This is a genomic window from Winogradskyella ouciana (genome assembly GCF_965284585.1).
Lineage (GTDB): Bacteria > Bacteroidota > Bacteroidia > Flavobacteriales > Flavobacteriaceae > Winogradskyella > Winogradskyella ouciana.
The window spans coordinates 896,577-919,783 of sequence record NZ_OZ260095.1 but is presented as its reverse complement, the minus strand read 5'-3'; the positions used below and the strand labels follow the sequence as shown (position 1 = coordinate 919,783).

20 protein-coding genes are annotated in these 23,207 nt (G+C 36.0%); 6 read left to right on the top strand and 14 right to left on the bottom strand.

Annotated features, from left to right (window positions below; all coding sequences use genetic code 11):
* Positions 1–9: 9 nt before the first annotated feature.
* Positions 10–654: a hypothetical protein gene (locus ACQ65V_RS04135; protein WP_430466985.1), complete on the bottom strand. Its 645-nt coding sequence runs from the start codon at positions 652–654 to the stop codon at positions 10–12.
* 223 nt (positions 655–877) lie between these two features.
* Positions 878–2,026, bottom strand: a complete 1,149-nt coding sequence (locus ACQ65V_RS04130) for a beta-ketoacyl synthase N-terminal-like domain-containing protein (protein WP_430466984.1) — start codon at positions 2,024–2,026, stop codon at positions 878–880.
* A gap of 132 nt (positions 2,027–2,158) precedes the next feature.
* On the opposite strand from ACQ65V_RS04130, the gene ACQ65V_RS04125 reads away from it, so the two are divergent.
* Entirely contained in the window at positions 2,159–2,590 is a 432-nt protein-coding gene (locus ACQ65V_RS04125; protein ID WP_430466983.1) for a cytochrome c oxidase assembly factor Coa1 family protein, read from the top strand.
* On the opposite strand, the gene bioA is transcribed toward ACQ65V_RS04125, so the two are convergent.
* The 4 genes from bioA to ACQ65V_RS04105 are packed head-to-tail and all read right to left on the bottom strand — an operon-like array spanning position 2,576 to position 5,983.
* Positions 2,576–3,841, bottom strand: coding sequence for an adenosylmethionine--8-amino-7-oxononanoate transaminase (gene bioA / locus ACQ65V_RS04120; RefSeq protein ID WP_430466982.1), 1,266 nt, complete (start codon positions 3,839–3,841; stop codon positions 2,576–2,578). The genes ACQ65V_RS04125 and bioA overlap by 15 nt on opposite strands.
* Positions 3,838–4,446, bottom strand: a complete 609-nt coding sequence (bioD, locus tag ACQ65V_RS04115) for a dethiobiotin synthase (protein WP_430466981.1) — start codon at positions 4,444–4,446, stop codon at positions 3,838–3,840. Before bioD ends, bioA begins: the two co-directional genes overlap by 4 nt.
* Complete coding sequence (locus ACQ65V_RS04110) at positions 4,443–4,856, bottom strand: DUF2007 domain-containing protein (RefSeq protein WP_430466980.1); 414 nt, start codon at positions 4,854–4,856, stop codon at positions 4,443–4,445. Before ACQ65V_RS04110 ends, bioD begins: the two co-directional genes overlap by 4 nt.
* Entirely contained in the window at positions 4,853–5,983 is a 1,131-nt protein-coding gene (locus tag ACQ65V_RS04105; protein WP_430466979.1) for an aminotransferase class I/II-fold pyridoxal phosphate-dependent enzyme, read from the bottom strand. The genes ACQ65V_RS04110 and ACQ65V_RS04105 overlap by 4 nt, the downstream gene beginning before the upstream one ends.
* A gap of 134 nt (positions 5,984–6,117) precedes the next feature.
* On the opposite strand from ACQ65V_RS04105, the gene ACQ65V_RS04100 reads away from it, so the two are divergent.
* The 3 genes from ACQ65V_RS04100 to ACQ65V_RS04090 are packed head-to-tail and all read left to right on the top strand — an operon-like array spanning position 6,118 to position 7,660.
* Positions 6,118–6,639: a DUF2975 domain-containing protein gene (locus ACQ65V_RS04100; protein WP_430466978.1), complete on the top strand. Its 522-nt coding sequence runs from the start codon at positions 6,118–6,120 to the stop codon at positions 6,637–6,639.
* Positions 6,640–6,641: 2 nt separating this feature from the next.
* On the top strand, positions 6,642–7,451 hold the full coding sequence (locus ACQ65V_RS04095) for a DUF2975 domain-containing protein (RefSeq protein WP_430466977.1): 810 nt from the start codon (positions 6,642–6,644) through the stop codon (positions 7,449–7,451).
* Positions 7,452–7,453: 2 nt separating this feature from the next.
* Positions 7,454–7,660, top strand: coding sequence for a helix-turn-helix domain-containing protein (locus ACQ65V_RS04090; RefSeq protein ID WP_412559731.1), 207 nt, complete (start codon positions 7,454–7,456; stop codon positions 7,658–7,660).
* Between the two features lie 2 nt (positions 7,661–7,662).
* On the opposite strand, the gene ACQ65V_RS04085 is transcribed toward ACQ65V_RS04090, so the two are convergent.
* From ACQ65V_RS04085 to ACQ65V_RS04075, 3 genes are all read right to left on the bottom strand, one after another.
* Positions 7,663–8,394, bottom strand: coding sequence for an SOS response-associated peptidase (locus tag ACQ65V_RS04085; RefSeq protein ID WP_430466976.1), 732 nt, complete (start codon positions 8,392–8,394; stop codon positions 7,663–7,665).
* A 25-nt stretch (positions 8,395–8,419) separates the two neighbouring features.
* On the bottom strand, positions 8,420–9,637 hold the full coding sequence (dinB, locus tag ACQ65V_RS04080) for a DNA polymerase IV (protein WP_430466975.1): 1,218 nt from the start codon (positions 9,635–9,637) through the stop codon (positions 8,420–8,422).
* Positions 9,638–9,752: 115 nt separating this feature from the next.
* Positions 9,753–12,773 carry a DNA polymerase III subunit alpha gene (locus tag ACQ65V_RS04075; RefSeq protein WP_430466974.1) on the bottom strand — a complete coding sequence of 1,007 codons (3,021 nt, stop codon included), beginning with the start codon at positions 12,771–12,773 and terminating at the stop codon, positions 9,753–9,755.
* A 76-nt stretch (positions 12,774–12,849) separates the two neighbouring features.
* Between ACQ65V_RS04075 and ACQ65V_RS04070 the strand changes: the two genes are divergently transcribed.
* Together ACQ65V_RS04070 and ACQ65V_RS04065 are read left to right on the top strand one after the other, a co-directional pair.
* On the top strand, positions 12,850–13,617 hold the full coding sequence (locus tag ACQ65V_RS04070; protein ID WP_430466973.1) for an XRE family transcriptional regulator: 768 nt from the start codon (positions 12,850–12,852) through the stop codon (positions 13,615–13,617).
* A 1-nt stretch (position 13,618) separates the two neighbouring features.
* The gene (locus ACQ65V_RS04065; protein WP_430466972.1) at positions 13,619–14,593 is read left to right on the top strand and encodes a Gfo/Idh/MocA family oxidoreductase; all 975 of its coding nucleotides are present in this window, start codon (positions 13,619–13,621) and stop codon (positions 14,591–14,593) included.
* A gap of 58 nt (positions 14,594–14,651) precedes the next feature.
* Here the strand turns inward: ACQ65V_RS04065 and ACQ65V_RS04060 are convergent, their stop codons facing one another.
* The 5 genes from ACQ65V_RS04060 to glmS form a co-directional block, all read right to left on the bottom strand.
* Positions 14,652–14,930, bottom strand: a complete 279-nt coding sequence (locus tag ACQ65V_RS04060; RefSeq protein WP_430466971.1) for a F0F1 ATP synthase subunit epsilon — start codon at positions 14,928–14,930, stop codon at positions 14,652–14,654.
* 97 nt (positions 14,931–15,027) lie between these two features.
* A complete protein-coding gene (gene atpD, locus ACQ65V_RS04055; protein ID WP_273292561.1) occupies positions 15,028–16,536 on the bottom strand; it encodes a F0F1 ATP synthase subunit beta in 1,509 nt (502 codons plus the stop codon).
* Between the two features lie 179 nt (positions 16,537–16,715).
* On the bottom strand, positions 16,716–18,362 hold the full coding sequence (locus tag ACQ65V_RS04050; RefSeq protein WP_430466970.1) for a G-D-S-L family lipolytic protein: 1,647 nt from the start codon (positions 18,360–18,362) through the stop codon (positions 16,716–16,718).
* Positions 18,363–18,386: 24 nt separating this feature from the next.
* Entirely contained in the window at positions 18,387–21,188 is a 2,802-nt protein-coding gene (locus ACQ65V_RS04045) for a TonB-dependent receptor (RefSeq protein ID WP_430466969.1), read from the bottom strand.
* Positions 21,189–21,353: 165 nt separating this feature from the next.
* Entirely contained in the window at positions 21,354–23,201 is a 1,848-nt protein-coding gene (glmS, locus tag ACQ65V_RS04040; RefSeq protein WP_273292567.1) for a glutamine--fructose-6-phosphate transaminase (isomerizing), read from the bottom strand.
* Between the last annotated feature and the right edge of the window lie 6 nt (positions 23,202–23,207).

Genomic DNA, 23,207 nt, shown 5'->3' with positions numbered 1-23,207 from the left:
GTATTTAATTTATTTGTCGTTTAGCAAATGAGTTTCACCTGATTGTAGCTCATCACGTTTTGGTGATGAAGCCTCAATAGGTTTACGTGTTCGGTCAACAATGAGAATTCCGTTAGAAGTCACATCCACGACCTTTATTATGGTTCCTGATTTTAAATCTGTTAAGGAATCCGTAAGAGCATCAAGTTCGCGAACCGTACCTTGTACATTCACGCTTACTTTTCCCATGCTAGAGCGATCGCCACCAATGGTGAGATAAACTTCTCCTACTGCGTCTAATGCGTTGTTATAATTCAATGTCCCACTATCAGTAAGTTTACTAATGAAATAGAACAACGACGCCATAATCACCATCATTAATAATCCGCAAATCACGGAAATGATAATTGTTAAAGGTGTTGAAAGCCCAGCGTCAATACAAGCAATACCACTCCAGCCAAAAATGGTAAAAAAGCCTACCAAATTCTTAAAAGTGATAAACTGAAATCCTGCTCCAGCATCACTGTCGATATCAGCATCAGCATCTCCAATATCATCGGCATCACCACCAACAAAAGCCATTATCATTACAACAATGAAAATTAGCGAGCCAACTAGTGCGATTGACCAGTATAGCTTAGGAAGAAACTCTAAATTTGAAAACCATTCTAGCATAATCAATAAGAATTAAAGGTTGAACAATTTATTTTTGCCTTTAAATATAATTATTCAAAAGCTTTTTATACTCTCAGAATCGTCGTTGTTTTTCACTTTTGGCCAAGAGTATAGAAATTAGACCGTTGCACTGTGAGAAAAAAGATTAAAAATCAGGACATCTTATTTCTAACTTCTTACAACGCAGTGGTCTGACATCCAACTATTGGACATTTCTGTCATTTTATTTTGAAAGTATAACAGACACAGCATTACCACCAAAGCCGACGGCATTAATCATAATTTTTGAAATCTTTGTTGGATGCGATTGCTCCAAATAAGGAATGTCAATAAATTTTTGATGGTTAAGCATAAGTATGGCCATTTCTATACTGAGCATTCCAGAAGCTCCTAGACTGTGACCTACTTGTATTTTATTAGTAGTCAATGCAGGAATTTTGTTACAAAAAATCTTTTTTATCGCGTTGTATTCTGCCAAATCACCTTTAATGGTACCTGGTGTATGTGTAACGATGATATCAATCTCCTCTGGATTTGAATCACCCAACGCCATTGCCATAGAACGTTGAAAACATTTGGCATCGGTTGAAAGTGAGGCGTTGTGTTCTAAAAGTTCTGTTCCGTAACCGATACCTTCTATTACTGCAATTGCATTATTCGTTTTTCCTTTTTCTAAGCAAGCCACTGCAGCGGCTTCACTGAGAATCATGGTGTTTTCAGTTTTGTTGAAGTCTAGGGCTTGGCAAGGGTGAGATTCTTCGCTGTGCTCTGAATGACAATAAATTTTCAGAGCCTTCATCTGAGCGATTGTGAAAGGTGTGAGTGGAGCTTCACTACCACCAACCAGAAATTTATCGGACATTCCAGAGTTTAGCCAAGCAACTCCATTTAATAATGCGTGTAATGCCGTTGAACAGGTTATAGAGTGTGAAATTTCTGGTCCTTTGGTTTGCAGATCGTGGGCAATCCAAGAGGATATATTACCAAGTGTTGTTGTTGGCGAACTTAGGGTTTCGGCTTTATGCTTTTCTAAAAAGCTTTCAAAATAAGTTTCAAACAAGCCTGTTGCACCTCGAGACGAACCGATATTTATTCCGAAGTTGTCTGAAGCTTTCCAACCAGCTTGTTTAACTGCTTGTCTCGCAGATAAAATTCCGAATAAAACAGAATCGTCAAGTTGTTTGTACTTGTTATTTGAGTTTCTAAGTTTTTCGATTTCTTCTTTGGCATCATTTGGTAATTCAGCAACGAGATGGTTGTCTTTTAAAGAAAAGAAATGTGTTTTTGACATATAGTTTTCCCATATGGTTTCAGGCAATAACCCTAATGGAGAAATAGATGATATGGCAGTTATGGAAATGGGCTGGTTCAATGTAATTTTTCTTTAAAACAAAAGTAAGATTTATACCTAAGTCTAAAAGTTAACCTTGATAAATTATTGCTAAATTGTAACATAAAATCGTTTCGCTTGACTTACAAATAGAAAATCAATCAAAAAAAAGACATGGAAAACTATAAAAAGAAAAGTTGGTTTGGAAGAAATTGGCTTTGGGTATTGCCAGTTGGTGGTTGTTTAACATTAATAGTGTTAATTGTTTTAGGTGCTGGAACTTTATTTTTTGGGGTATCGAAGATGTTTACATCATCAGAACCTTATAAATATGCTATGGAACAAGTCTCTAATAATGAAGAAGTAATTAGTATACTAGGTGAACCAATTGAAAAGGATGGAATGCTGAACGGAAACATAAACCTGAGTGGTGGTGATGGTGAAGCCGATTTTAGAATACCAATATCTGGGCCTAATGGAACAGGTCGAATTGTTGTTAAAGCCACCAAGTCTTATGGTAAATGGACTTATGAAAAATTGTATACGCAATTTCAAGGAGAACAGAATGATATTAATCTTTTGGATAAGAGTTTAGAGGGTAACTAGAGCAGCTTCAATAGTTTTATAGACCTTTTCTAATTCTTCATCAGTAATGACATAAGGTGCCAAAATATAAATGGTATTACCAAGTGGTCTTAAAAAGACACCATTGTCCATAAAGAATTTAAAGAGTTGGTCGCGTAAATTACCATAACGCTCCATTTGAATATCTAAATCCAGAGCGAAAATTATTCCTGTTTGGCGGATGTTAGCAACTTTTGGATGATTTTTAATCCGTTCACCAAAAGCTTGATGTGATTCTATAATCCGTTTTATATTTTGTTGAATGTCCTCGGATTGTAAGAGTTCAATTCCTGCTAAAGCTGCAGTACAGGCTAATGGATTGGCAGAATAGGTGTGTCCATGGAAAAAGCCTTTGGTAATGTCGTCACTTAAAAAGGCATCGTATATCTTCTGAGTACAACTTGTAATTGCCATTGGGAGTAATCCAGCTGTTAAGGCTTTACTCAAACATATAATATCTGGTTGATTGTTGAGGTGAAGTGAGGCAAAGTGTTTACCTGTTTTTCCGAATCCGGTCATGACTTCGTCGGCAACAGTTATGATATTTTGAGATTTACAGAATTCTAAAATGGCATCTAAGCCATTAGCATCATGCATTTTCATTGCTGCAGCTCCTTGTACTAAAGGTTCGTAAACGAAAGCTGCTACTTTGTTATTTTCTGAAATAGTTTTGAGTTGATTTAAAATGTCATTATGATTGTTGCCATCTGGTGTCGGAATCCGCTTCACTTCAATAAAGAAATCTTCAAAAGGGCCATTGTAAACGGATAACCCTGAAACACTCATGGCTCCAAACGTATCTCCATGAAACCCATCTTCAAAAGCGATTAAAACATTTCGTTTTTCGTTGCGATTAAAATGATATTGCAATGCCATTTTAATGCCGACTTCAACCGAAGTAGAACCATTATCGCTAAAGAATATTTTTTCTTGATTATTGGGAAGAATGTCGATTAAAGCTTCGGATAATTTGACAGCTGGTTCATGGGTTAAACTGCTAAACACGACCTGGTCTAGCGTTTGCATCTGATCTGCAACTTTTTTGGTAATGTATGGATTGCAATGCCCATACATACAAGTGTACCATGAGGCAATGGCATCGATATAGGTGTTGCCATCTTCATCGTAAAGGGTACAGCCCTCTGCCTGTACAATTGCAATGCTTTCTGGATGCAATTGGTGTTGGGTTAGTGGGTGCCAGAGGTGTTTTTTGTCTCTTTCTTTTAAAGTCATAGATTTTCTTTAAACATTTCGGCGTACTCCTTAATCACATTTCTATCAAAATAAGGCTCATCATTTATTCTTCCAATGACATTTACGCCAGTCATTTTTTCGATAATGGATTCTGTGGATTTGTGCTCATCTCCACTATATATAATAGAAACATCAAACCCTTTTTCTTTCAATGTATTGATGGTTAATAGTGAGTGATTGATGCTTCCCAAGTAATGACGAGATACCACAATAACCTTATCTTTTGGTTGAATCAAATCTAAAATAGTTTCAGAATTATTTATTGGCACCATTAATCCGCCTGCTCCCTCAATGACCAAATTATTTTTGGTTTGCGGCCTTTTTATGTTTTTTATGTCAATAGTTAATCCATCAATTTCAGCAGCGCCATGAGGACTCATCGGTGTTTGTAATGCGTAGCTGTTTGGGTAAAAAATCGATTTGGAATTAGTAACCAAACGTTGCACTTTTTTGGTATCGCAATTATCTAATTCGCCAGCTTGTACAGGTTTATAATAATCTGCTTGTAAAGCTTCAACCAAAATGGCTGAGGCTATGGTTTTGCCAACGTCTGTTGAGATTCCGGTGACGAAGTAGGTGTTCATTTTAATGGAAATTCGGTTTTACAATTGTCGCAAATGTATTTGTAACGCGCGTGAAATGGAAGAGTAAAGGTCAATAAACCTATGAAAAATGATAAAAAGGCTTTAAAGCTGTCAATAGTGGAATAAAGTTCTACTTCGTTCTTCCCACAATTGGGACATAAAATAGGGTCATCATTATCATCCAAAGCGTATGCTTTTATTGATTTTAAAATTTCCTTGGCTTCCTTTTCATCTTCAGCACGTACTTTTAGTTTAATGCCTCCAATGGCATTGCTCACCAAAGGATCTGTATCTATAGTGATATTATCCTTTAGAAAAGTTTGAATACCATCTGCTTCCAAACGGCCTTTTACAATCTGTGCTTCGGATGAATATTGAAATCTTGCTATGGTTACAAATGCTTCCCTCATTGGTTAGCAAAGGTAACCAACAAGGTCAAGACTTCCGAGATTTCTTCTTTGGAATTATAGCTGTGAATACAAAACCGTAAACGTTCTCTCCCTTTAGGAACTGTAGGTGATAAAATGGGCTTAACATCAAAACCATGATCTTGAAGAATACTGGCAACAGATTTCACCTTTTCGTTTCCTGGAAGGATACAGCATTGTATTGCGGAGTCGCTGTCTAGAAACCTCTTTTGAAACCCAATTCGTTTAACCTCTTTTTTGAAGAATGAAATATTTTCTTTCAGTTGATATATTTCATTGGTTGTGGTCAATTCATTGTAAGCTATTTTTATGTTAGCCAAAGCGTGAGGAGGCAAAGCAGTGGTGTAAATAAAAGAGCGTGAAAAATTAACGAGATAATCTTTTAAATCTTGCGAACCTAAAATTGCTGCACCATGGCAACCTAAGGCTTTTCCAAACGTGATTACTCTTGCAAACACATCATTTTCTAAACCAAGTTTTTGCACTAAACCTTTTTCAAAAAGGCCTAGTGCGTGCGCTTCGTCAATGATGAGGTGTGCATTGTGTGTTTTGGAGAGCTTAATAAGTTTTTTCAAATCTGGCGAGTCGCCATCCATTGAGAAAACGGATTCGGTAATAATATATGTATCAGATTTGTCATGCTGAACTCGTTTCAGCATCTCAGCCAAATCCTCTAAATCATTATGCTTAAATTTATAAGACTTGGCATTACTCATGTTAATTCCATCTCTTATGGAAGCATGGCACAGTTCGTCATATAAAATGATATCACCACGTTGAGGAACGGATGACAATAACCCAATATTGGCATCGTAACCCGAATTAAAAATCAAAGCGGCTTCACAATTATGGATTTTTGAAATTTCAGATTCAACCTCGTTGTATAATTTATGATTACCTGAAAGCAAACGAGAGCCTGTTGCGCCATTTTGCTTTAGATTGTTGTCAACGAGGTATTGATGGGCTGCATCAAAAATGGTTTCAGATTTTGAAAACCCTAAATAGTCATTGGATGAAAAATCTACCAATTTAGAGTTTGAGCCCAACTCACGAAATGCGTTATTGGCTTTACGGTCTTCGAGTTTTTTATTTAACTTTTTTGGTAGCATTGGGTAAAGATAGTTAAGACCTCACAGGTTTCAAAAACCTGTGAGGTCTAGTTTTAAAATTATCTTTTTTCAATAAAAAATTATTGTTTATCAATAATTTTTATATATTTGTTATTGTTAAACGATAATAAAAAATGAAAACAAAACAAATCTTAAGTATAATGCATATAGTGGCTTGGATACTATTCATCGGACTGTGCATTAAAGCAGGAGCTCTTATTATATCCTTTTTTGTTAGTCTTTTTGTGAATGAATATGCTGTGCAAAATATTTATTTAGGCCTTGATTTTTCTCGTCTTTACAACTTTAGTCAATTACATTATATAATTACAGTTAGCTTAATAATCTTAATAGCTAGTTTGAAAGCCTATCTTTTTTATTTACTCATAAATGTGTTTAGAAAAGTTGATTTTAATAGTCCGTTTACAGAGCCCGTCGCACAGTTGCTTTCAAAAATCAATAAGGTAGTTTTATATACTGCATTGATAGCATTATTGGCAAGTGGATATAGTGCTTGGCTACATCAACAAACATTCTTTTATCCATATAATTGGGGCGCACAAAGCTTGTTGTTTATGGCAGGAGTAGTTTTTATTGTTGCATTATTATTTAAACGTGCTGTTGAGATTCAATCAGAAAACGAATTAACCATCTAAATATGAAAAAAGGAACTACACTTGTGAATATTTTATATTGGTTTAGCAAGATTTCATTTTATCTTCTAATTATTTTATTAATAATAGCCATTAGTTTTGAGGCTTTTACTAAAGATGGAAAGTTAGGTCAATTCTCTTCTGGTGTTCATCACTCTGTCGGCTATCAAGTACCTGTAAGTTTAAAAGTTCATCCGCAAAAACCAATGTATAACAGCTTGCTATTTGAATTAAAAAACAAAAGCACTAATGCTATGGGACAGAAGTATTCTAGTGGTGTGTCTCACTATGCTAAACCGCTTACAAAAGAGGATTCTTTAAATTTTAGAACGATAGTTAGTATCCATAATCGTGATATGGAAGACAACTATGAATTAACCTCCCAAGTATTTAAAGGAGATGGTTATGTTAATGTAAAACCTAAAAAGCTACTAGATAAAATTATACTACTTATTAAAACGTATCTAGGTTTTGTGCTCTTAATTGTCATCTTCTTTTTTCTTAAAAACATTTTTAAAGCGCTTAAATCTAATTTTGAATTTTCTCAAAAATTATACAAGTCAATACAGATATTGGGAATTATTTTAATTGTACAAGTTTTATTAGTTACGATATGTAATTATATCGTTGGAAGTCAATTGTCTATGGTTGGTATAAGACCATTAGATTACAAATTAAATTACGTCACTCTCTCTATGAATCCGCGCTTAGACTTTGATTTTATGATATTCTTTGTTGGAATTTCATTATTGGTTTTATCTACTTTATTGAAATCAGGTAATGAGCTTAAACAAGAAAACGACCTAACCATATAACCATGCCAATAGTAGTCAACTTAGATATAATGCTGGCCAAACGAGGCATGAAGAGCAATGAACTTGCAGAAATCATTGGCATCACCACAGCAAACCTTTCCATTTTAAAAACCGGTAAGGCAAAAGCCATTCGGTTTTCTACCTTAGAAGCTATTTGTAAAGCATTAGATTGCCAGCCTAGTGATATTTTAGAGTATGTAGAAGATTAACATTAAAAAAGAGTGTCCTTTTGCACTTTTTCAATAATATAGGATTGGTTGGTATCGATACCTTTTTTGTAGAAATCTCTGCTAATTGGATGTGCCTTAAATGGTTGTGAGCTCATACCAACGGCTATAATTTCGTTAATCTCTTGTTCATTCATACCATCATCGAGCCAATCTTCATAGTAATGTTCATCTAAGACTAATGGCATTCGCTTGCCTTTATTATGAACCTCCATAAAAAAGTCATTGGCTTCTGTTGTTAGGATGGTAGTACTTAAAGTATTTTTATCGATTTCATTATAAAGACCTGCAAAAAGAAAAAGATCGCCCTCTGGATTACTATTGGAGGGTTGATAGCAGAAATAGGGTATGGCTTTTCCATTTTCGTGATGTGGTTCAAAAAAACCATCGGCTAAGATTAAGCATCTTTTATTTTCTGCACTTTCTTTATAGGATGGTTTTTCAAAGATACTTTCACCTCTAGCATTTAGTGTATTACTTTTTTTGCGAAAATCATCTGGATTGTGTGCAGCCCAATCTGGTATTAGGCCCCAACTTGCGTTATAAATTGTTTCTGGTTCATCCATTTTTATGATTAGTAATTTACCGTGTGTAAAACCATTGAGGTGGTAGTATGGAGTATAACTTACTGAAGGATGAAATTTAGCATTAACACTGTCTCGCAGCTTTTTCTCTACTTGTTCTCTTTGCTTTCGTAACGCTGTTGAATAACACATGATTCTAAGATAGTAATTTTTGTTTTTATTGATGTCTATTAGCAAGTAAAGGAGGTGGTTCTCCCGTAAACGGATTCCAACGGCTAATGGTTTTGGCTTCCATACCAGCAGCATTCATTACAGCTCTATCTCCGTAACGTTCGCGCATTTTATCCATAGCCTGGGCCAAATTAAGATGTATCTTATTGTCTTCAAATAGGTTGATTTGATGGCCTCCTTCTACCAAATGGCTAAACTTTACACCTACCAGACGTACCAATAACCTACGGTTATATAATTTTTTGAATAAATCAAGTACCACAGGAATAATGTTATGGTCCATAGCACTGTAGGGAATGCGTTGTTGTTGTGTATAGGTTTGAAAATCTGAATACCGAATCTTAAATGTCACACAAGCCGTAAGCTTATTGCCACGACGCAATTGAAAGGCTAAGTTCTCTGCCATAGCAATAACTAAACCTCTTAGTTTATGAACGTTTGTGGTGTCTTGCCCAAAGGTACGCTCGGTAGAAATGGATTTGCGTTCGTGATATTGAATTACGGGCGAATTGTCTATACCATTGGCTTTTTTCCAAATGGAAAGACCGTTTTTGCCCAAAACCTTGTGCATTAATTCCATAGGCATATCCTGCACGGTTTTAATGCGTTTTACACCCAAATCGCACAAAGCTTTATAAGTCACGTTACCTACCATCGGGATTTTTTTTACCGAAAGTGGTGCTAGAAACGGTTTTTCGGTACCTGAAATAACACGGATTTCGTTATTGGGTTTGGCTTCTCCTGTCGCAATTTTTGAAACCGTTTTATTTAGCGACAAACCAAAAGAAATGGGCAATCCTGTTTCTTTGATGATACGCTGACGCAGTTCTGAAGCCAATTTATGGCAACCGAAAAACTTATCCATTCCGGTGAGATCGAGATAAAACTCATCAATAGATGTTTTTTCATAAAGTGGTACACTTTCTTTAATGACATCAGTTACATTTTGCGAAAATTTTGTGTATATACCAGAATTACCTCTTAAAATAATAGCTTCTGGACAAAGCTGTTTTGCCATTCGCATTGGCATTGCAGAGTGTACGCCAAAAGTTCTGGCTTCGTAACTACAAGATGCTACAACACCTCTGTCGCTTGTGCCACCAATGAGCACAGGTTTGCCATTAAGACGGCTGTCTAGTAAACGTTCGCAAGACACAAAAAAAGTGTCTAAATCCATATGTACTATACTACGAGTGGTATTCATTTTTTTAACACCCCTAAAGTCCCCTCAAGGGGACAATTCTAATAAGTCTCTTCAGAGTACTGTCCCCTTGAGGGGACTTTAGGTGTGTTTTTCTTTAATGTTAAATATTTATTTTTTACCCATGCGCTTTTTTAAGGTCTTTAAAACTTCTTTTTCTTTGAAACGTTGGATTTAATGATTTTATGGAATATCGAGGATCTTCAATAATTGCCAATCGTTCTAATTTTGAAACCTCGATGGTAACACAGTCAAACTCTACCATTACTTTACCGATGATTTCATATATTCCTTTTCCTCTAAATGGGAATTTTGATGCCACTGGAGGAAAATGAACGGTATCTATAAAATCACCATTACGATCTAAAAAGGTGCTAAAATGCATCAGCTTACCATTTGAGGTTTTTGTATTTTTTGTGGTAACTAAATACCCTTCAATTTTTACATATTTATCTTCTAGTTTAGTAAGGTGCTTTGCACGTAATCTAGTAGTAGATTCTTTTTCTAATAAATGAAATGGGTTGCACAACGGAAAGCCTAATAGTTCAATCTCATCAAAGGCATTTTCTAGTGCTGTACTTGGCAATTCTGGTGTACTGTAATTAATGCGCTCACTTCTAAATAGTGTAACTATATGGTCTTGAATTACAGTTTTGCTAATTTTTAAATGTGCTTCCCAAAGCAATTCACGCTTATTGATTTTTGTAAATCTAAACGCATTAATCTTTATAAGAATACCAATCTGTTCTATAGGAATAGGGACACGTTCTATAAAATCATCGAGCGAATTAAACAGTCCATAATTTTGGCGTTCTGAAAGGATGCGTTCAATAGTTTTAGATTCTAAGGATTGTAAAAACATAAAACCGAGATATATGGTTTTTCCTTTGATAATAGTTTGGGTGTAAGATTGGTTGATGCAAGGTGCTTCAATTTCACCATCATACATTCTGGCTTCGTGTACATAAAATTCGGTACTGTAGAATCCGCCAAAATTATTGATGGTTGCTGTCATATATTCCAATGGGTAGTAGGCTTTTAAAAACAGACTTTGGTAACTTTCTACGGCGTAAGAAGCTGAGTGTCCTTTAGCAAAGGCATAACCAGCAAAGCTTTCAATCTGTCTCCATATATCTGCAACCAAATCAAAAGGCTTTCCGTCCTTTTTGCAATTATCAAAAAACTTCTGTTTCACTTTTAAAAATTCTTCACGCGAACGAAATTTACCAGACATACCACGACGGAGCATATCAGATTCTCCCAAATCTAAACCACCAAAATGATGGGCCACTTTAATTACATCTTCTTGGTAGACCATAACTCCATAGGTTTCTGGCATAATTTCAGCCAGTACTGGATGCGCTTCTTTACGTCTTTCAGGATAACGATAGCGCAAAATATATTGACGCATCATACCGCTTTTGGCAACACCTGGTCTAATGACCGAACTTGCAGCGACTAAGCCTAAGTAATTGTCTACCTGCAATTTTTTTAAGAGCATGCGCATAGCGGGTGATTCTACATAAAAACAACCAATAGCCTTGGCATTTCTAAGTAAATACTTAATGCGTTCATCTTGTTTAAAACGCTTAATATCATGGATGTCTAAAGCGGGTTGGTTAGGGTGATTATAGCTCACAATTTCTACGGCCTCCTTAATTTTTCCCAAACCGCGTTGGCTTAGTATATCGAATTTATAGAGCCCTATATCTTCAGCTACGACCATATCAAATTGGGTAGTGGCAAACCCTTTTGGAGGCATAAATGTTGCACCATAATAATGAATAGGTTTCTCAGAAATTAAAATACCACCTGCATGAATCCCCAAATAATTAGGAAACCCTTGAATATATTTTGCGTACTTAATAACGAGTTGAGATAATCTGTCGAGTTTATGGATATTGTATTTACCTCGTGTGAGTATATCCATCTCAGATTTTGGCAAACCAAACACTTTCCCCAACTCACGAACCGAAGCCTTAAACTTAAAAGTGTTATAAACCGTAATGAGCGCCGTGTGTTTAAAGTTCTCAAAAATAAAATGTGTAATATCATCTCTGTCTTTCCAGGAAAAGTCAATATCAAAATCGGGAGGATTTTGTCGGAACAGATTGATGAAGCGCTCAAAATATAAATCGAGTTCAATAGGATCTACATCAGTAATTCTTAGCAAATAAGCAATGATACTATTAGCTCCACTACCACGACCAACATAGTAGTAGTCTTTGCTACGCGCATACTCTAAAATTTTCCAGTTGATTAAAAAATAGGATACAAAACCTTTCTGTTTAATGATGTTGAGTTCTTTTTCAATACGTTGATAGATTTTTGGTTTAACATCGTTTCCGTAACGGTATGCAATGCCATCATAGGTTAGCTTTTCTAAAAGCTCATAATCAGAATTAGTATTTTTTGTGAGGAACCGTTGATTTTTGGGTATAGGATTTTCAAAATCGAATGAAATTGAGCAATTGTCTAACAAATCCTCTGTGTTATTGATAAGACTTGGGAATTCTGAATAGCGTTCGCACAGTGCATCATAAGGCAACATTATATCTTCTGAGCTGCCTTCTTCAGCTTTTGGAAGTTTGCTCAATAGCGTATTATTATCAATAGCGCGTAGCAAACGATGTGTGTTAAACCCTTTTTTATTTTGAAAAGAGACTGTCTTAAGCACCACTAATTTCTCTCTATGTGTATTCCATTTAGAGAATTTTAATTGATTGAGGTCTTTGGGTGCAATACCTAAAAACTCATTCGGTTTTAATTTGAAATCTTTTCCTTTTTGGTAAGGGTAAATCACGAAACAGTCCTCTATGATATGCTCTGGTCGTTCAGGAATTTTTAAATCGAGGTTATGAAGAAATTTAGAGAGATATTCATTTATATTCTGAAAGCCTTGATTGTTTTTTGCGATTAGAATAAACTCTTGTTGTGCGTTGTTTCTAAAATCTACACCGAGCACAGGTTTTACCTTGTATTTTTTTGAGAGACGAACAATATCTAAACACGCTGAGGTGGTATTAATATCTGTTAACGCTAAAGTCTGTACACCATTTTCTGAAGCAATAGCAAGTAGTTGCTCAGGTTTTATAGTACCATAGCGAAGGCTGTAATATGTGTGACAGTTTAAATACATGGGACTAACAAAATTAGCTACTATATGTAGTCTTTATTGCTTATATTTGTAGTAAATATTGTTAAATTTAATCACATTGAAACCTATACAAGCTAACATAAAGCACCTCAGGTCATTAAAGAAACTATCCCAAGAACGCTTTGCAGACGATTTGGGCTGGACACGTTCTGTAGTTGGTTCTTATGAAGAAGGCAGAAGTGAACCACCTATTGAGCGCTTAATAGACCTGTCTAATTATTTTGATATTCCTATAGATATTTTGGTGCGCAAAGATTTGCGTAAAGCAAAGGATACCTCGTTTATTGAGGTAGGGAACAAGCGCGTATTGTTTCCTGTAACCGTAAATGAAGATAATGAGGATCTCATTGAAATTATACCAGCAAAAGCCTCAGCAGGTTATTTATCTGGCTACGACGATCCAGAATATATAGAACAGCTTCAAAAAATTAAACTACCATTTTTACCCACAGGAACACATAGAGCTTTTCCTATAAAAGGGGACTCTATGTTGCCTGTAAAGCCAGGGTCTTTTGTTGTTGCTAAATTTATTGAAGATTTTAATGATCTAAAAAGCGGAAAGACTTATGTGGTACTGACCAAAGACGACGGTCTAGTGTATAAACGTGTGTACGTTCCTGAGGGTGACGTGGTTAATTTGCTACTAAGTTCAGATAATAAAGCTTATAAACCTTACCTAGTTTCAAAAGAAAACATTTTAGAGTTATGGGAGTTTACCTGTTGCATCAACACTCAAGAATATGATGAAAAGGAACTAAAACTAAGTAGTATTATGACGATGTTCCAAGAGCTAAAAGTAGAGCTGGAAGCCGTAAAACAAATGTAGGATGAAGCAAACCATAAAATGGGGAATTATTGGTTGCGGCAACGTTACCGAAGTTAAAAGCGGACCAGCCTACAAAATGACCGAAGGTTTTGAGCTTGTCGCCGTCATGCGAAGAAACTTAGCCTTAGCTCAAAATTATGCTGAACGACATAATATACCGCGTTTTTATGATGATGCAGATGAGCTGATTAATAATCCTGAAGTTGATGCCGTTTATATTGCCACACCACCAGACAGCCATCATTACTATGCAATAAAGGTTGCCGAAGCAGGTAAAATCTGCTGTATTGAAAAACCAATGGCACCAAATTACACGGAATGTGTTCAGATTTGTGATGCCTTTGAAAAGCGAGATTTACCGTTGTTTGTGGCTTATTATCGCCGATCTCTACCGAGATTCAATAAAGTGAAGTTTCTGTTAGAAGAACATACTATTGGAGATGTGCGATACATTCATTGGACGCTTACCAGAACACCAAGTGAGAAAGATCAATCAAAAGATTATAATTGGCGAACCGATGCAAAGATTGCACCTGCTGGTTATTTTGATGATTTGGCAAGCCACGGTCTAGATTTGTTTGCTTATTTGTTGGGAGATATAAAGGAAGCTTCAGGAATAAGCAGTAACCAACAGCAATTATACACAGCAAAAGATGCTGTTTCGGGTTCTTGGGTACATCATTCTGGAGTTATGGGTTCTGGTACTTGGAACTTTGGTGCTTATGAACGCGAAGATAAAGTCAAAATTATAGGAAGTGATGGAGAAATAAGCTTTTCGATATTTCTTGAAGAACCCCTTACACTAATCACTAATAGTGGAATTAAAGAATTTGTAATTGATAACCCAAAGCATATTCAACAATACTATATAGAAAACATGAAGAAACATTTGGATGGTACTTTACAACATTCGTCCACTGGAAAAACCGCAGCGCATACGGCTTGGGTCATGGACAAGATATTAGGTAAGCTATAATAAAGCAAAAAAAACGCGAAGCATCTGCTTCGCGTTTTTATATTTCAGTTGAGATAATCTAATCTGCTAAAACAATTAGCTTATTATCTTTCATTTCAATAGTACCAGAATTGATGGCTAACCAAACACCTCTATCTGACTTGGTGAATTGGTCTTCAACCTCTTCTTCTAATTGAATATTATTACCAGCTACTTTAACGTGTCCTTCCTTAAGAATAGATACGATAGGAGCGTGATCTTTTAACATTTCGAACTCACCATTAACACCAGGAACAGTAACAGAATCTACTTCTCCACTAAATAATGTTGCTTCAGGTGATACAATTTCTAAATACATAGTTTTTAAAATTTCAATTTTCAAAAACTAAATTCCAAAATTATTACGAATTGGAATTTTGTTTTTTTGTTTTTGGAATTTATCAAGCTTTGCTTGATTATGCTTCCGCTAACATCTTTTCTCCTGCTTCGATAGCTTCTTCGATAGAACCTTTTAGGTTAAATGCTGCTTCTGGTAAGTGATCTAATTCACCGTCCATAATCATGTTAAAACCTTTAATTGTTTCTTTAATATCTACTAATACACCAGGAATACCAGTAAACTGCTCAGCTACGTGGAATGGTTGAGATAAGAAACGTTGTACACGTCTTGCTCTATTTACAGCCATTTTATCTTCTTCAGATAATTCTTCCATACCAAGGATGGCAATGATATCTTGTAATTCTTTATAACGTTGTAATAACTCTTTTACGCGAGTAGCACAGTCGTAATGCTCATCACCTAAAATATCTGCTGCTAAAATTCTAGACGTAGAATCTAAAGGATCTACCGCTGGGTAAATACCAAGCTCAGCAATCTTACGAGATAATACGGTTGTTGCATCTAAGTGAGCAAACGTTGTAGCAGGCGCAGGATCCGTTAAATCATCCGCAGGTACATAAACCGCTTGTACAGATGTAATAGAACCTTTCTTAGTAGAAGTAATGCGCTCTTGCATCGCGCCCATTTCAGTTGCTAATGTAGGTTGGTAACCTACCGCAGATGGCATACGACCAAGTAATGCAGATACCTCAGAACCAGCTTGTGTAAAACGGAAGATATTATCTACGAAGAATAATACATCTTTCCCTTGTCCATCACCAGCACCATCACGGAAATACTCAGCGATAGTCAAACCAGATAATGCCACACGAGCACGAGCTCCAGGAGGCTCATTCATTTGTCCGAATACAAACGTTGCTTTAGAATCTAACATGGCTTTCTTATCTACCTTTTGAAGATCCCATCCACCTTCTTCCATTGAGTGCATAAAGTCATCACCATACTTGATAATTCCAGACTCTAACATCTCACGAAGTAAATCGTTTCCTTCACGTGTTCTTTCACCAACACCTGCAAATACAGAAAGACCACCGTGACCTTTTGCAATATTGTTAATCAACTCCTGAATCAATACTGTTTTACCTACACCAGCACCACCAAATAATCCAATCTTACCACCTTTTGCATAAGGCTCAATTAAGTCGATTACTTTAATACCAGTAAATAAAACTTCAGTAGACGTTGATAAATCTTCGAATTTAGGCGCCTGTCTGTGAATAGGCAAACCTGCATCACCAGCTTTAGGCAAATCACCTAATCCATCAATAGCATCACCAATTACATTAAAAAGACGTCCGTAAACATCTTCACCAATTGGCATTTGGATTGGAGCACCAGTAGCAGTAACTTCTGTCCCTCTACTTAAACCATCTGAAGAGTCCATAGCAATTGTACGTACAGTATCTTCACCAATGTGAGATTGTACTTCTAATACTAAAAGGGAACCATCTGGTCTTTTAATTTCTAACGAATCATAAATCTTTGGAAGTTCTGAACCAGCAGCGAATTCTACATCGATAACTGGACCTACGATTTGTGCAACTTTACCTGTAACTTTTGACATTACTTATATGTTTTTGTTTTGCAATAATTTAAATATGAAAAACAGCTTACGAAATCAAGTCGATTACGTGCGTTTTTCGCGCTGCAAAGATATAGTTTTATTTAAAAAAATGAGCCTTTTTTAAATAAAAAAAACACGCTTTTTAAAAGCGTGTTTTTAGATATATTTATATTGCTACTCTATTGTAGAGTAGGTGAGTAATTCGTTGGATAATCTCCTGCTTTAGCAAGGTTTCCAGAGGCTTCAAAATTTGAGCCGTATGTCGTATCTATAGCTTGTAAAAAACTATTAGCCATTAAGGCGTAGCCTCTAGCTGTTAAATGTATCCCGTCTAAACTTACTAATCCACCGAATACTAAATCTGTATTCATCAGGTAATCATCAAACATAATGCCTGTAGTAGAAGCTTCAACCAATATGCTGTTAAGATCAACCAATGCTAACCCATTTGAACTTGCTACAGATGATATACTTGCGTTATAAGCTGCAGTTGCTGTTGCGATTTCTGTTTGTTCTTCAGGTAATAATGCCCATTTATCTTCTAATGGTAATGTTACTCCCTCAACTGCAAATTGACCTGCAACAGCAGGAGGTAAACCTTGACTCTGTAAGAATGCTAAAAAATCCGCATTTACAGAACCTATTACTGAAGAGCTCGGTAATACAAACAAGTCATCAGCAGTTGCTTGTCTTGCCTGGCCATAAACTAAGCCTAAGAGTCCAGCAACCTGTGGTGCAGCTTCAGGTGGTAATCCGAATTGTGCTAAAAATGCAGGGAATGCAGGATTTGCCAATAAAGTTTGAGTTATTAATGTAGATATATTAGCCAAATTCTCGTCTACTATAACTACGGCACTTGCATCTGTTTCTGAAAAGATTACAGTTCTTTCTGCAGCATCATCAATAGCTCCTTGAGACTCTAAGAAGGCATAAACACCATTTAAAGCACCAAATAAGTTATTTAATGTTGGAATTAATGGTCCGAAATCTGGATTAGAAGGTTCTAATGGATTGTGAGGAACCGTTGTGAAATGTGATAAACTAGTAATGTTAGGTAAGTTTCCGATAACTCCTTTAGCTCCATTAGCTGTTAAGCCAGCAACTAACACATTTAAGGATGCGTCGAAAGTAGCAGTTGGTGTAATAGGGTTGGAACCATCTCCACCAGTAGTAGCATAACCTAAAACATCATTACCTCCAACTTCTGATATTGAAACGAATGTTGGACTCTGTGCCATCGCCAATTCTAAGATTGATGCGTTGGGCGTATTCCCAGTCATTCTTACTGCATAAGGATTTGCCGCTGCTGGGAAATTAGCTAAATTACCATAACCTGGAGCAACTAAATGAAAACTTTTTGCTCCTGGTACACCTAAATTACTAAATGGACCTGTAGGGTTGTTTAAAGCAATATCTGTAGATACAGTTACAGGGCCAATAACAGCTTCTAGAGGCACAGGACCTGCACCACCAAAAACTAATCTAGGGTCTGTAATTCTCATTCCGCCAACAGCTAAGCCGCCAAAATTATCACTCATCATTGGCTGCGTAAAAGTCCCTCCGCCAGCTAATGCAAATTTATTTGACATAATATTTGGAAACGAATTTTCTTGAGCTGCAATAAAAAGTGCGTTATCTGTAAAGCCAGCAGTAAAAGATGCCCCAACGGCAACATAATTTGAAAAGTCAGCAGAGCCTACCGTTAATTCTGGTAATGGCTCGTCGTTAGTATTGTTTCGGTCTCTTAAATCCTGTACGAGTTCATTCTCGCAGGCTACCATACTTAGAGTAAGTAATGATAGCGCTATATATTTTAATTTTTTCATTTTATATATTTTTCTTTTCCGTTATTATAGATTGTTGATAGTCCAAGACACATAGTATTGAGAGCCAATCAATCCTGTACCAAATGCAGTAAAATACTCGTCTTGCAGTAAGTTGGTTGCACCAGCTTTAAATGTAGACTTTAAACTAGGTACTCTTAAATTGATTTGTGCATCCAATACATGATAAGCAGGTACTTCACCATCACCGAAAGAGGCTTCCCAGAAGTAATTATCACTCCATCTCCAAGACACATTAAAACCGAAATTTTTGAATAATTCTGTATTACCAAAAGACGCTTTTACTTTATGCTCAGGAGTGTTGAAGTTAGTTCTAAAATCAGGGTTTTGTTGCACATCAAAATCTAATTTGGCATACGTGTAATTAGCACTTAGGTCAAAGTCTCCTAAAACTTTAGTAGAAACTTGTATCGCAGCACCATAAGAATTAACCTCTTCATCTGAATTAGTATAGGTCTGATATGCTTGGAAGTCTCCATTAGCTATGGCAGCTACTGCTAATGGTGTTCCACCTGGTAATGTTTGTGACAATTGCACGTCTCCATAGAATGGGGCGATTACGGTTTCATTGGCTAAGAAATCCTGGTACTTATTATAATAAGCAGAAGCATCAACTATAATACCATCTAATTTACCACGATACCCTAATTCGAAAGAACTTACTTGCTCTGGTTGTGCTAAGTTAGAGTTGGCTATTTCTAATGCTGCGGGATTACCTGTCTCTGAAAATGCACCTACAGAATTTGCAAAGAAAGAGTTATTGTAAGCACCCGTACCATCGAAATCAATATTCGATTGACCGACTATTGCAGTACCATTTGCACTTAAATCATAATTTCTGACATCTCTTGCTGGGTTGTCTGGTGCACCACCAACAAGAATAGCTCTACCAACATCTAACCCAATGTATAAATCTTGAGTGGTTGGGTTTCTAAATCCAGTTTGAAAAGATGCTCTAATATTATGGTTATCGTTAATAGTGAAACCAGCAGACAATCTAGGAGAGAAGAATCCATCAAACAATTCTGATTTATCATATCTTACAGATCCTGTTAATTTTAATTCTACATTATCAGATAGTTCTAATGATCTTTGTAATTGTGTGTAAAAACCAACTTCTGAGTAGTTAATTGGCCCATCCGTATCCGTATAAATAGTTCCGAATGAATTTAACCTATATCTTCTGTAAGATCCACCAACTTGGATTTCTGCAAAATCTATCATGTCACCAAAATTATAGTTGGCGTCAGCATGATAAATTTTAGAATTATCTTGAAACTTAGATCCAGTATTTAAATCTGGGTCATTAACACTTCTATTAAATGCAGCCTCATATTCTGGGGTGCCTGGAAGATAACGACCCGTATCGGCTGCAGCCCTTGCTGTGGAGTGAGCTTGGTCATTGGTTGCTCCACCTAAAGTTGCACCAATGTATGCCGCAACATATTCACCAAACCAAGTTTGGTCATCTTTCCATGCTCTGTTAATATTAATACCTGTAAATACCATGTCATAAGAGTCGCCTGCTTTATCTTCTGTAACATAACCTCTAACAAAAAAGTTATCGTTTCTTATCTCTAGTTTATGTTGCTGCAAGAAGAAATTCTTAATGTTGTAACGGTTAGCACCTTGATAAATAGTATTACCAGAACCTACTTTACCAACATATTGAATTTCGAAGTCATTTTCCCAAGGACGAAAAAATAATCCCCAATCAGCTTTTATACTTTCAGCATTATAATTTGTTAAATCTCTTTCATTGTAACCAGTTCTACTCACATTTTGTGAAGGTACAAGTGCCGAAGAACCTGGAGGTGCCAAACCTAAATCTTCTAAAAGTAGTGCTACACCGTTAATGTCCGTACTTACTTCGTCACCATATACATTTATTCCGTCATAATCTGGATCATCTCTTGTCAATCCACGATTAAGTTTATCGTCTTCATTAACAGCAAACCAATCTGTTCCTTTTAAATAACCGAAGTTAACTTTTGCTGCAAATTTTTCACTGAATTTATAGGCCATTCTAATCCCTAGATCAGTATAAGGATTGTCTCCAGCAGCTTCTTGAGAAGTTATACCTCTTTTTATATAGCCACTAATTCCTGAATGGTCAAAAGGATTTTTACTACGCATAAATAAAATACCGTTAAATGCATTTGCACCATATAAAGCTGATGATGCACCTGGTAATAATTCTACACTAAGAACATCAGTTTCGGTCATTCCCAATAAATTACCAAGCGGGAAATTTAGCGCTGGTGCTGAGTTGTCCATTCCATCGACTAATTGCATAAAACGCGTATTGGCAAATGTGGCAAAACCTCTGGTATTAATGGATTTAAAGGTTAAACTATTGGTATTGATATCCACACCTTTTAGATTTTCTAATCCGTCATAGAAATCTACAGATGCCGTATTCTTAATTTCTTTTAATCCAAAACGTTCTACTGTAACTGGTGATTCGAAAATACGTTCAGGTGTACGAGATGCAGAAATTACAACTTCATCTAAAGTATTTCCTTCTTGTAGTGTAACATCTACTGTTTGATCGTTAGTTGTTATTTCAACTGTTTGGGCTTCAAAACCTGTGTAACTTACACGAATAGAGAATGGAGGGTCTTGATCTACGGTTAGAGTGTAGTTACCATCAAAATCCGATACTGTACCAGAACTGGTGCCAACTACTACAATATTTGCACCAGGCAAGGGTAACCCAGTATTGTCAGTAATTTTACCTTTAACTGTGGTTTGTGCAAATGACACCACACAAAAAAGCATCGTAAAAAGTTTTAAGATTGTCTTCATTTTAGAGAATTAGTTAATTTTAGTTGAGCAATTTAAAGAAATATATGAAAAGTAGGTAACAAATTTTCATAAAATTATGCACGCATAGTATATTTTGAAAAAATAAGAGCCAAATAATTGAATAATCATCAATTATTTGGCTCTTATTTATGAATTTTTTAATTGTTACTCTACGGTCACAGATTTTGCCAAGTTTCTTGGTTGATCTACATTTTTATCTAACATTACTGCGATGTGATAAGAAAGTAACTGTAAAGGTATAGTGGTTAATAATGGTGAAAGACACTCTAGCGTTTCTGGTACTTCGATAACATGGTCTGCTAATTCCTTAACATTAGTATCTCCTTTAGTAACAATGCCAATAATTTTACCTTTTCTAGATTTTATTTCTTGAATATTACTTACTACTTTATCGTAATGTCCTTTTTTAGTCGCAATAACAACCACAGGCATTTGCTCATCTATTAGAGCAATAGGACCATGCTTCATCTCCGCAGCAGGATAACCTTCAGCATGTATATAAGAAATCTCTTTTAATTTAAGAGCTCCTTCTAAAGCCACCGGAAAATTAAAGCCACGACCTAAATACAAGAAATTGGTTGCATTTTTGTAAATATCCGCTATAGTTTGAATGTAGCCATCAGATTTTAAAGCTTCTTCAACTTTACTAGGAATAGTTTCCAATTCAATTAAATGATGTCTAAACTCTGAACTCGAAATAGTTCCTTTGGCCCTTGCTAATCGTAAGGCCATTAAAGTTAAAACTGTAATTTGGGTTGTAAATGCTTTTGTTGAAGCAACACCAATCTCAGGACCTGCATGCGTATAAGCACCGGCATCTGTTTCTCTTGCAATAGAAGAACCTACTACATTACAAACTCCAAACACAAAAGCTCCTTTAGACTTCGCTAATTTAATTGCTGCTAAAGTATCTGCTGTTTCACCAGATTGTGATATTGCAATAACTATATCTTTTTCCGTAATAACAGGGTTTCTGTATCTAAATTCTGAAGCGTACTCTACTTCAACAGGTATTCTTGCTAAATCTTCAAAAATATACTCAGCTACCAAACCTGCATGCCAAGATGTTCCACAAGCTACAATGATAATACGATCAGCAGCAAGAAACTTTTTCATGTTATCCTCCACACCAGCAAGTTTTACCATGGCTTCATTACTTAACAAACGACCTCTAAATGTATCGGAGATGGCATCTGGTTGCTCGTGTATCTCCTTAAGCATAAAATGGTCATAGCCACCTTTTTCTATTTGCTCAAGATTAAGCTGAAGTTCTTGTACATAAGGATCTACGAGTGCATCATCCTTAATCTTTCTAACTTTTACTTCTTTACCTCTTCTAACAATCGCCATCTCTTCGTCTTCTAGGTAAATGGCGTTTTTTGTGTATTCTATAAATGGAGAAGCGTCACTGGCTATAAAGAATTCGTCTTCACCAATACCTATCGCCAATGGGCTACCTAGTCTAGCAACTACAATTTCGTTAGGTTTGTTTTTGTCAAAAACAGCAATAGCATAGGCTCCAACAACCTGGTTTAATGCAATTTGAACCGCTTTACCAAGCTTAAGGTTTTCGCTCTTTTTAACGTCTTCTATTAAGTTGACTAAAACTTCAGTGTCTGTATCTGATTTAAAAGTATAACCTCTCTTAATGAGCTCTTTCTTTAAAGAGTCATAATTTTCAATAATCCCATTGTGAATTATAACTAAATCACCAGAATTGGAATAGTGTGGATGGGAATTTACATCATTTGGAACACCATGAGTTGCCCAACGTGTATGGCCAATACCAAGTGTGCCATTGGTTGAAATTTCACTTTCTATACGTTCCTTTAAGTCAGAAACTTTTCCTTTGGTTTTTGAAAGTTTAATATTGGTGCCATCATAAAGAGCGATACCAGCACTATCGTAACCACGATATTCTAGTCTTTGAAGTCCTTTAATTACTATAGGATATGCCTCTCTATGGCCAATGTATCCAACAATTCCACACATAGGTTA

What these genes read in the sequence shown, in the direction of transcription:
- ACQ65V_RS04050 (WP_430466970.1), bottom strand. Translation starts at nt 18,362, where the DNA reads ATGAAAAAATTAAAATATATAGCGCTATCATTACTTACTCTAAGTATG.
- ACQ65V_RS04065 (WP_430466972.1), top strand. Translation starts at nt 13,619, where the DNA reads ATGAAGCAAACCATAAAATGGGGAATTATTGGTTGCGGCAACGTTACC.
- ACQ65V_RS04075 (WP_430466974.1), bottom strand. Translation starts at nt 12,773, where the DNA reads ATGTATTTAAACTGTCACACATATTACAGCCTTCGCTATGGTACTATA.
- ACQ65V_RS04125 (WP_430466983.1), top strand. Translation starts at nt 2,159, where the DNA reads ATGGAAAACTATAAAAAGAAAAGTTGGTTTGGAAGAAATTGGCTTTGG.
- ACQ65V_RS04090 (WP_412559731.1), top strand. Translation starts at nt 7,454, where the DNA reads ATGCCAATAGTAGTCAACTTAGATATAATGCTGGCCAAACGAGGCATG.
- bioA (WP_430466982.1), bottom strand. Translation starts at nt 3,841, where the DNA reads ATGACTTTAAAAGAAAGAGACAAAAAACACCTCTGGCACCCACTAACC.
- ACQ65V_RS04045 (WP_430466969.1), bottom strand. Translation starts at nt 21,188, where the DNA reads ATGAAGACAATCTTAAAACTTTTTACGATGCTTTTTTGTGTGGTGTCA.
- ACQ65V_RS04105 (WP_430466979.1), bottom strand. Translation starts at nt 5,983, where the DNA reads ATGCTACCAAAAAAGTTAAATAAAAAACTCGAAGACCGTAAAGCCAAT.
- dinB (WP_430466975.1), bottom strand. Translation starts at nt 9,637, where the DNA reads ATGAATACCACTCGTAGTATAGTACATATGGATTTAGACACTTTTTTT.
- ACQ65V_RS04060 (WP_430466971.1), bottom strand. Translation starts at nt 14,930, where the DNA reads ATGTATTTAGAAATTGTATCACCTGAAGCAACATTATTTAGTGGAGAA.
- ACQ65V_RS04135 (WP_430466985.1), bottom strand. Translation starts at nt 654, where the DNA reads ATGCTAGAATGGTTTTCAAATTTAGAGTTTCTTCCTAAGCTATACTGG.
- glmS (WP_273292567.1), bottom strand. Translation starts at nt 23,201, where the DNA reads ATGTGTGGAATTGTTGGATACATTGGCCATAGAGAGGCATATCCTATA.
- atpD (WP_273292561.1), bottom strand. Translation starts at nt 16,536, where the DNA reads ATGTCAAAAGTTACAGGTAAAGTTGCACAAATCGTAGGTCCAGTTATC.
- ACQ65V_RS04100 (WP_430466978.1), top strand. Translation starts at nt 6,118, where the DNA reads ATGAAAACAAAACAAATCTTAAGTATAATGCATATAGTGGCTTGGATA.
- bioD (WP_430466981.1), bottom strand. Translation starts at nt 4,446, where the DNA reads ATGAACACCTACTTCGTCACCGGAATCTCAACAGACGTTGGCAAAACC.
- ACQ65V_RS04095 (WP_430466977.1), top strand. Translation starts at nt 6,642, where the DNA reads ATGAAAAAAGGAACTACACTTGTGAATATTTTATATTGGTTTAGCAAG.
- ACQ65V_RS04085 (WP_430466976.1), bottom strand. Translation starts at nt 8,394, where the DNA reads ATGTGTTATTCAACAGCGTTACGAAAGCAAAGAGAACAAGTAGAGAAA.
- ACQ65V_RS04110 (WP_430466980.1), bottom strand. Translation starts at nt 4,856, where the DNA reads ATGAGGGAAGCATTTGTAACCATAGCAAGATTTCAATATTCATCCGAA.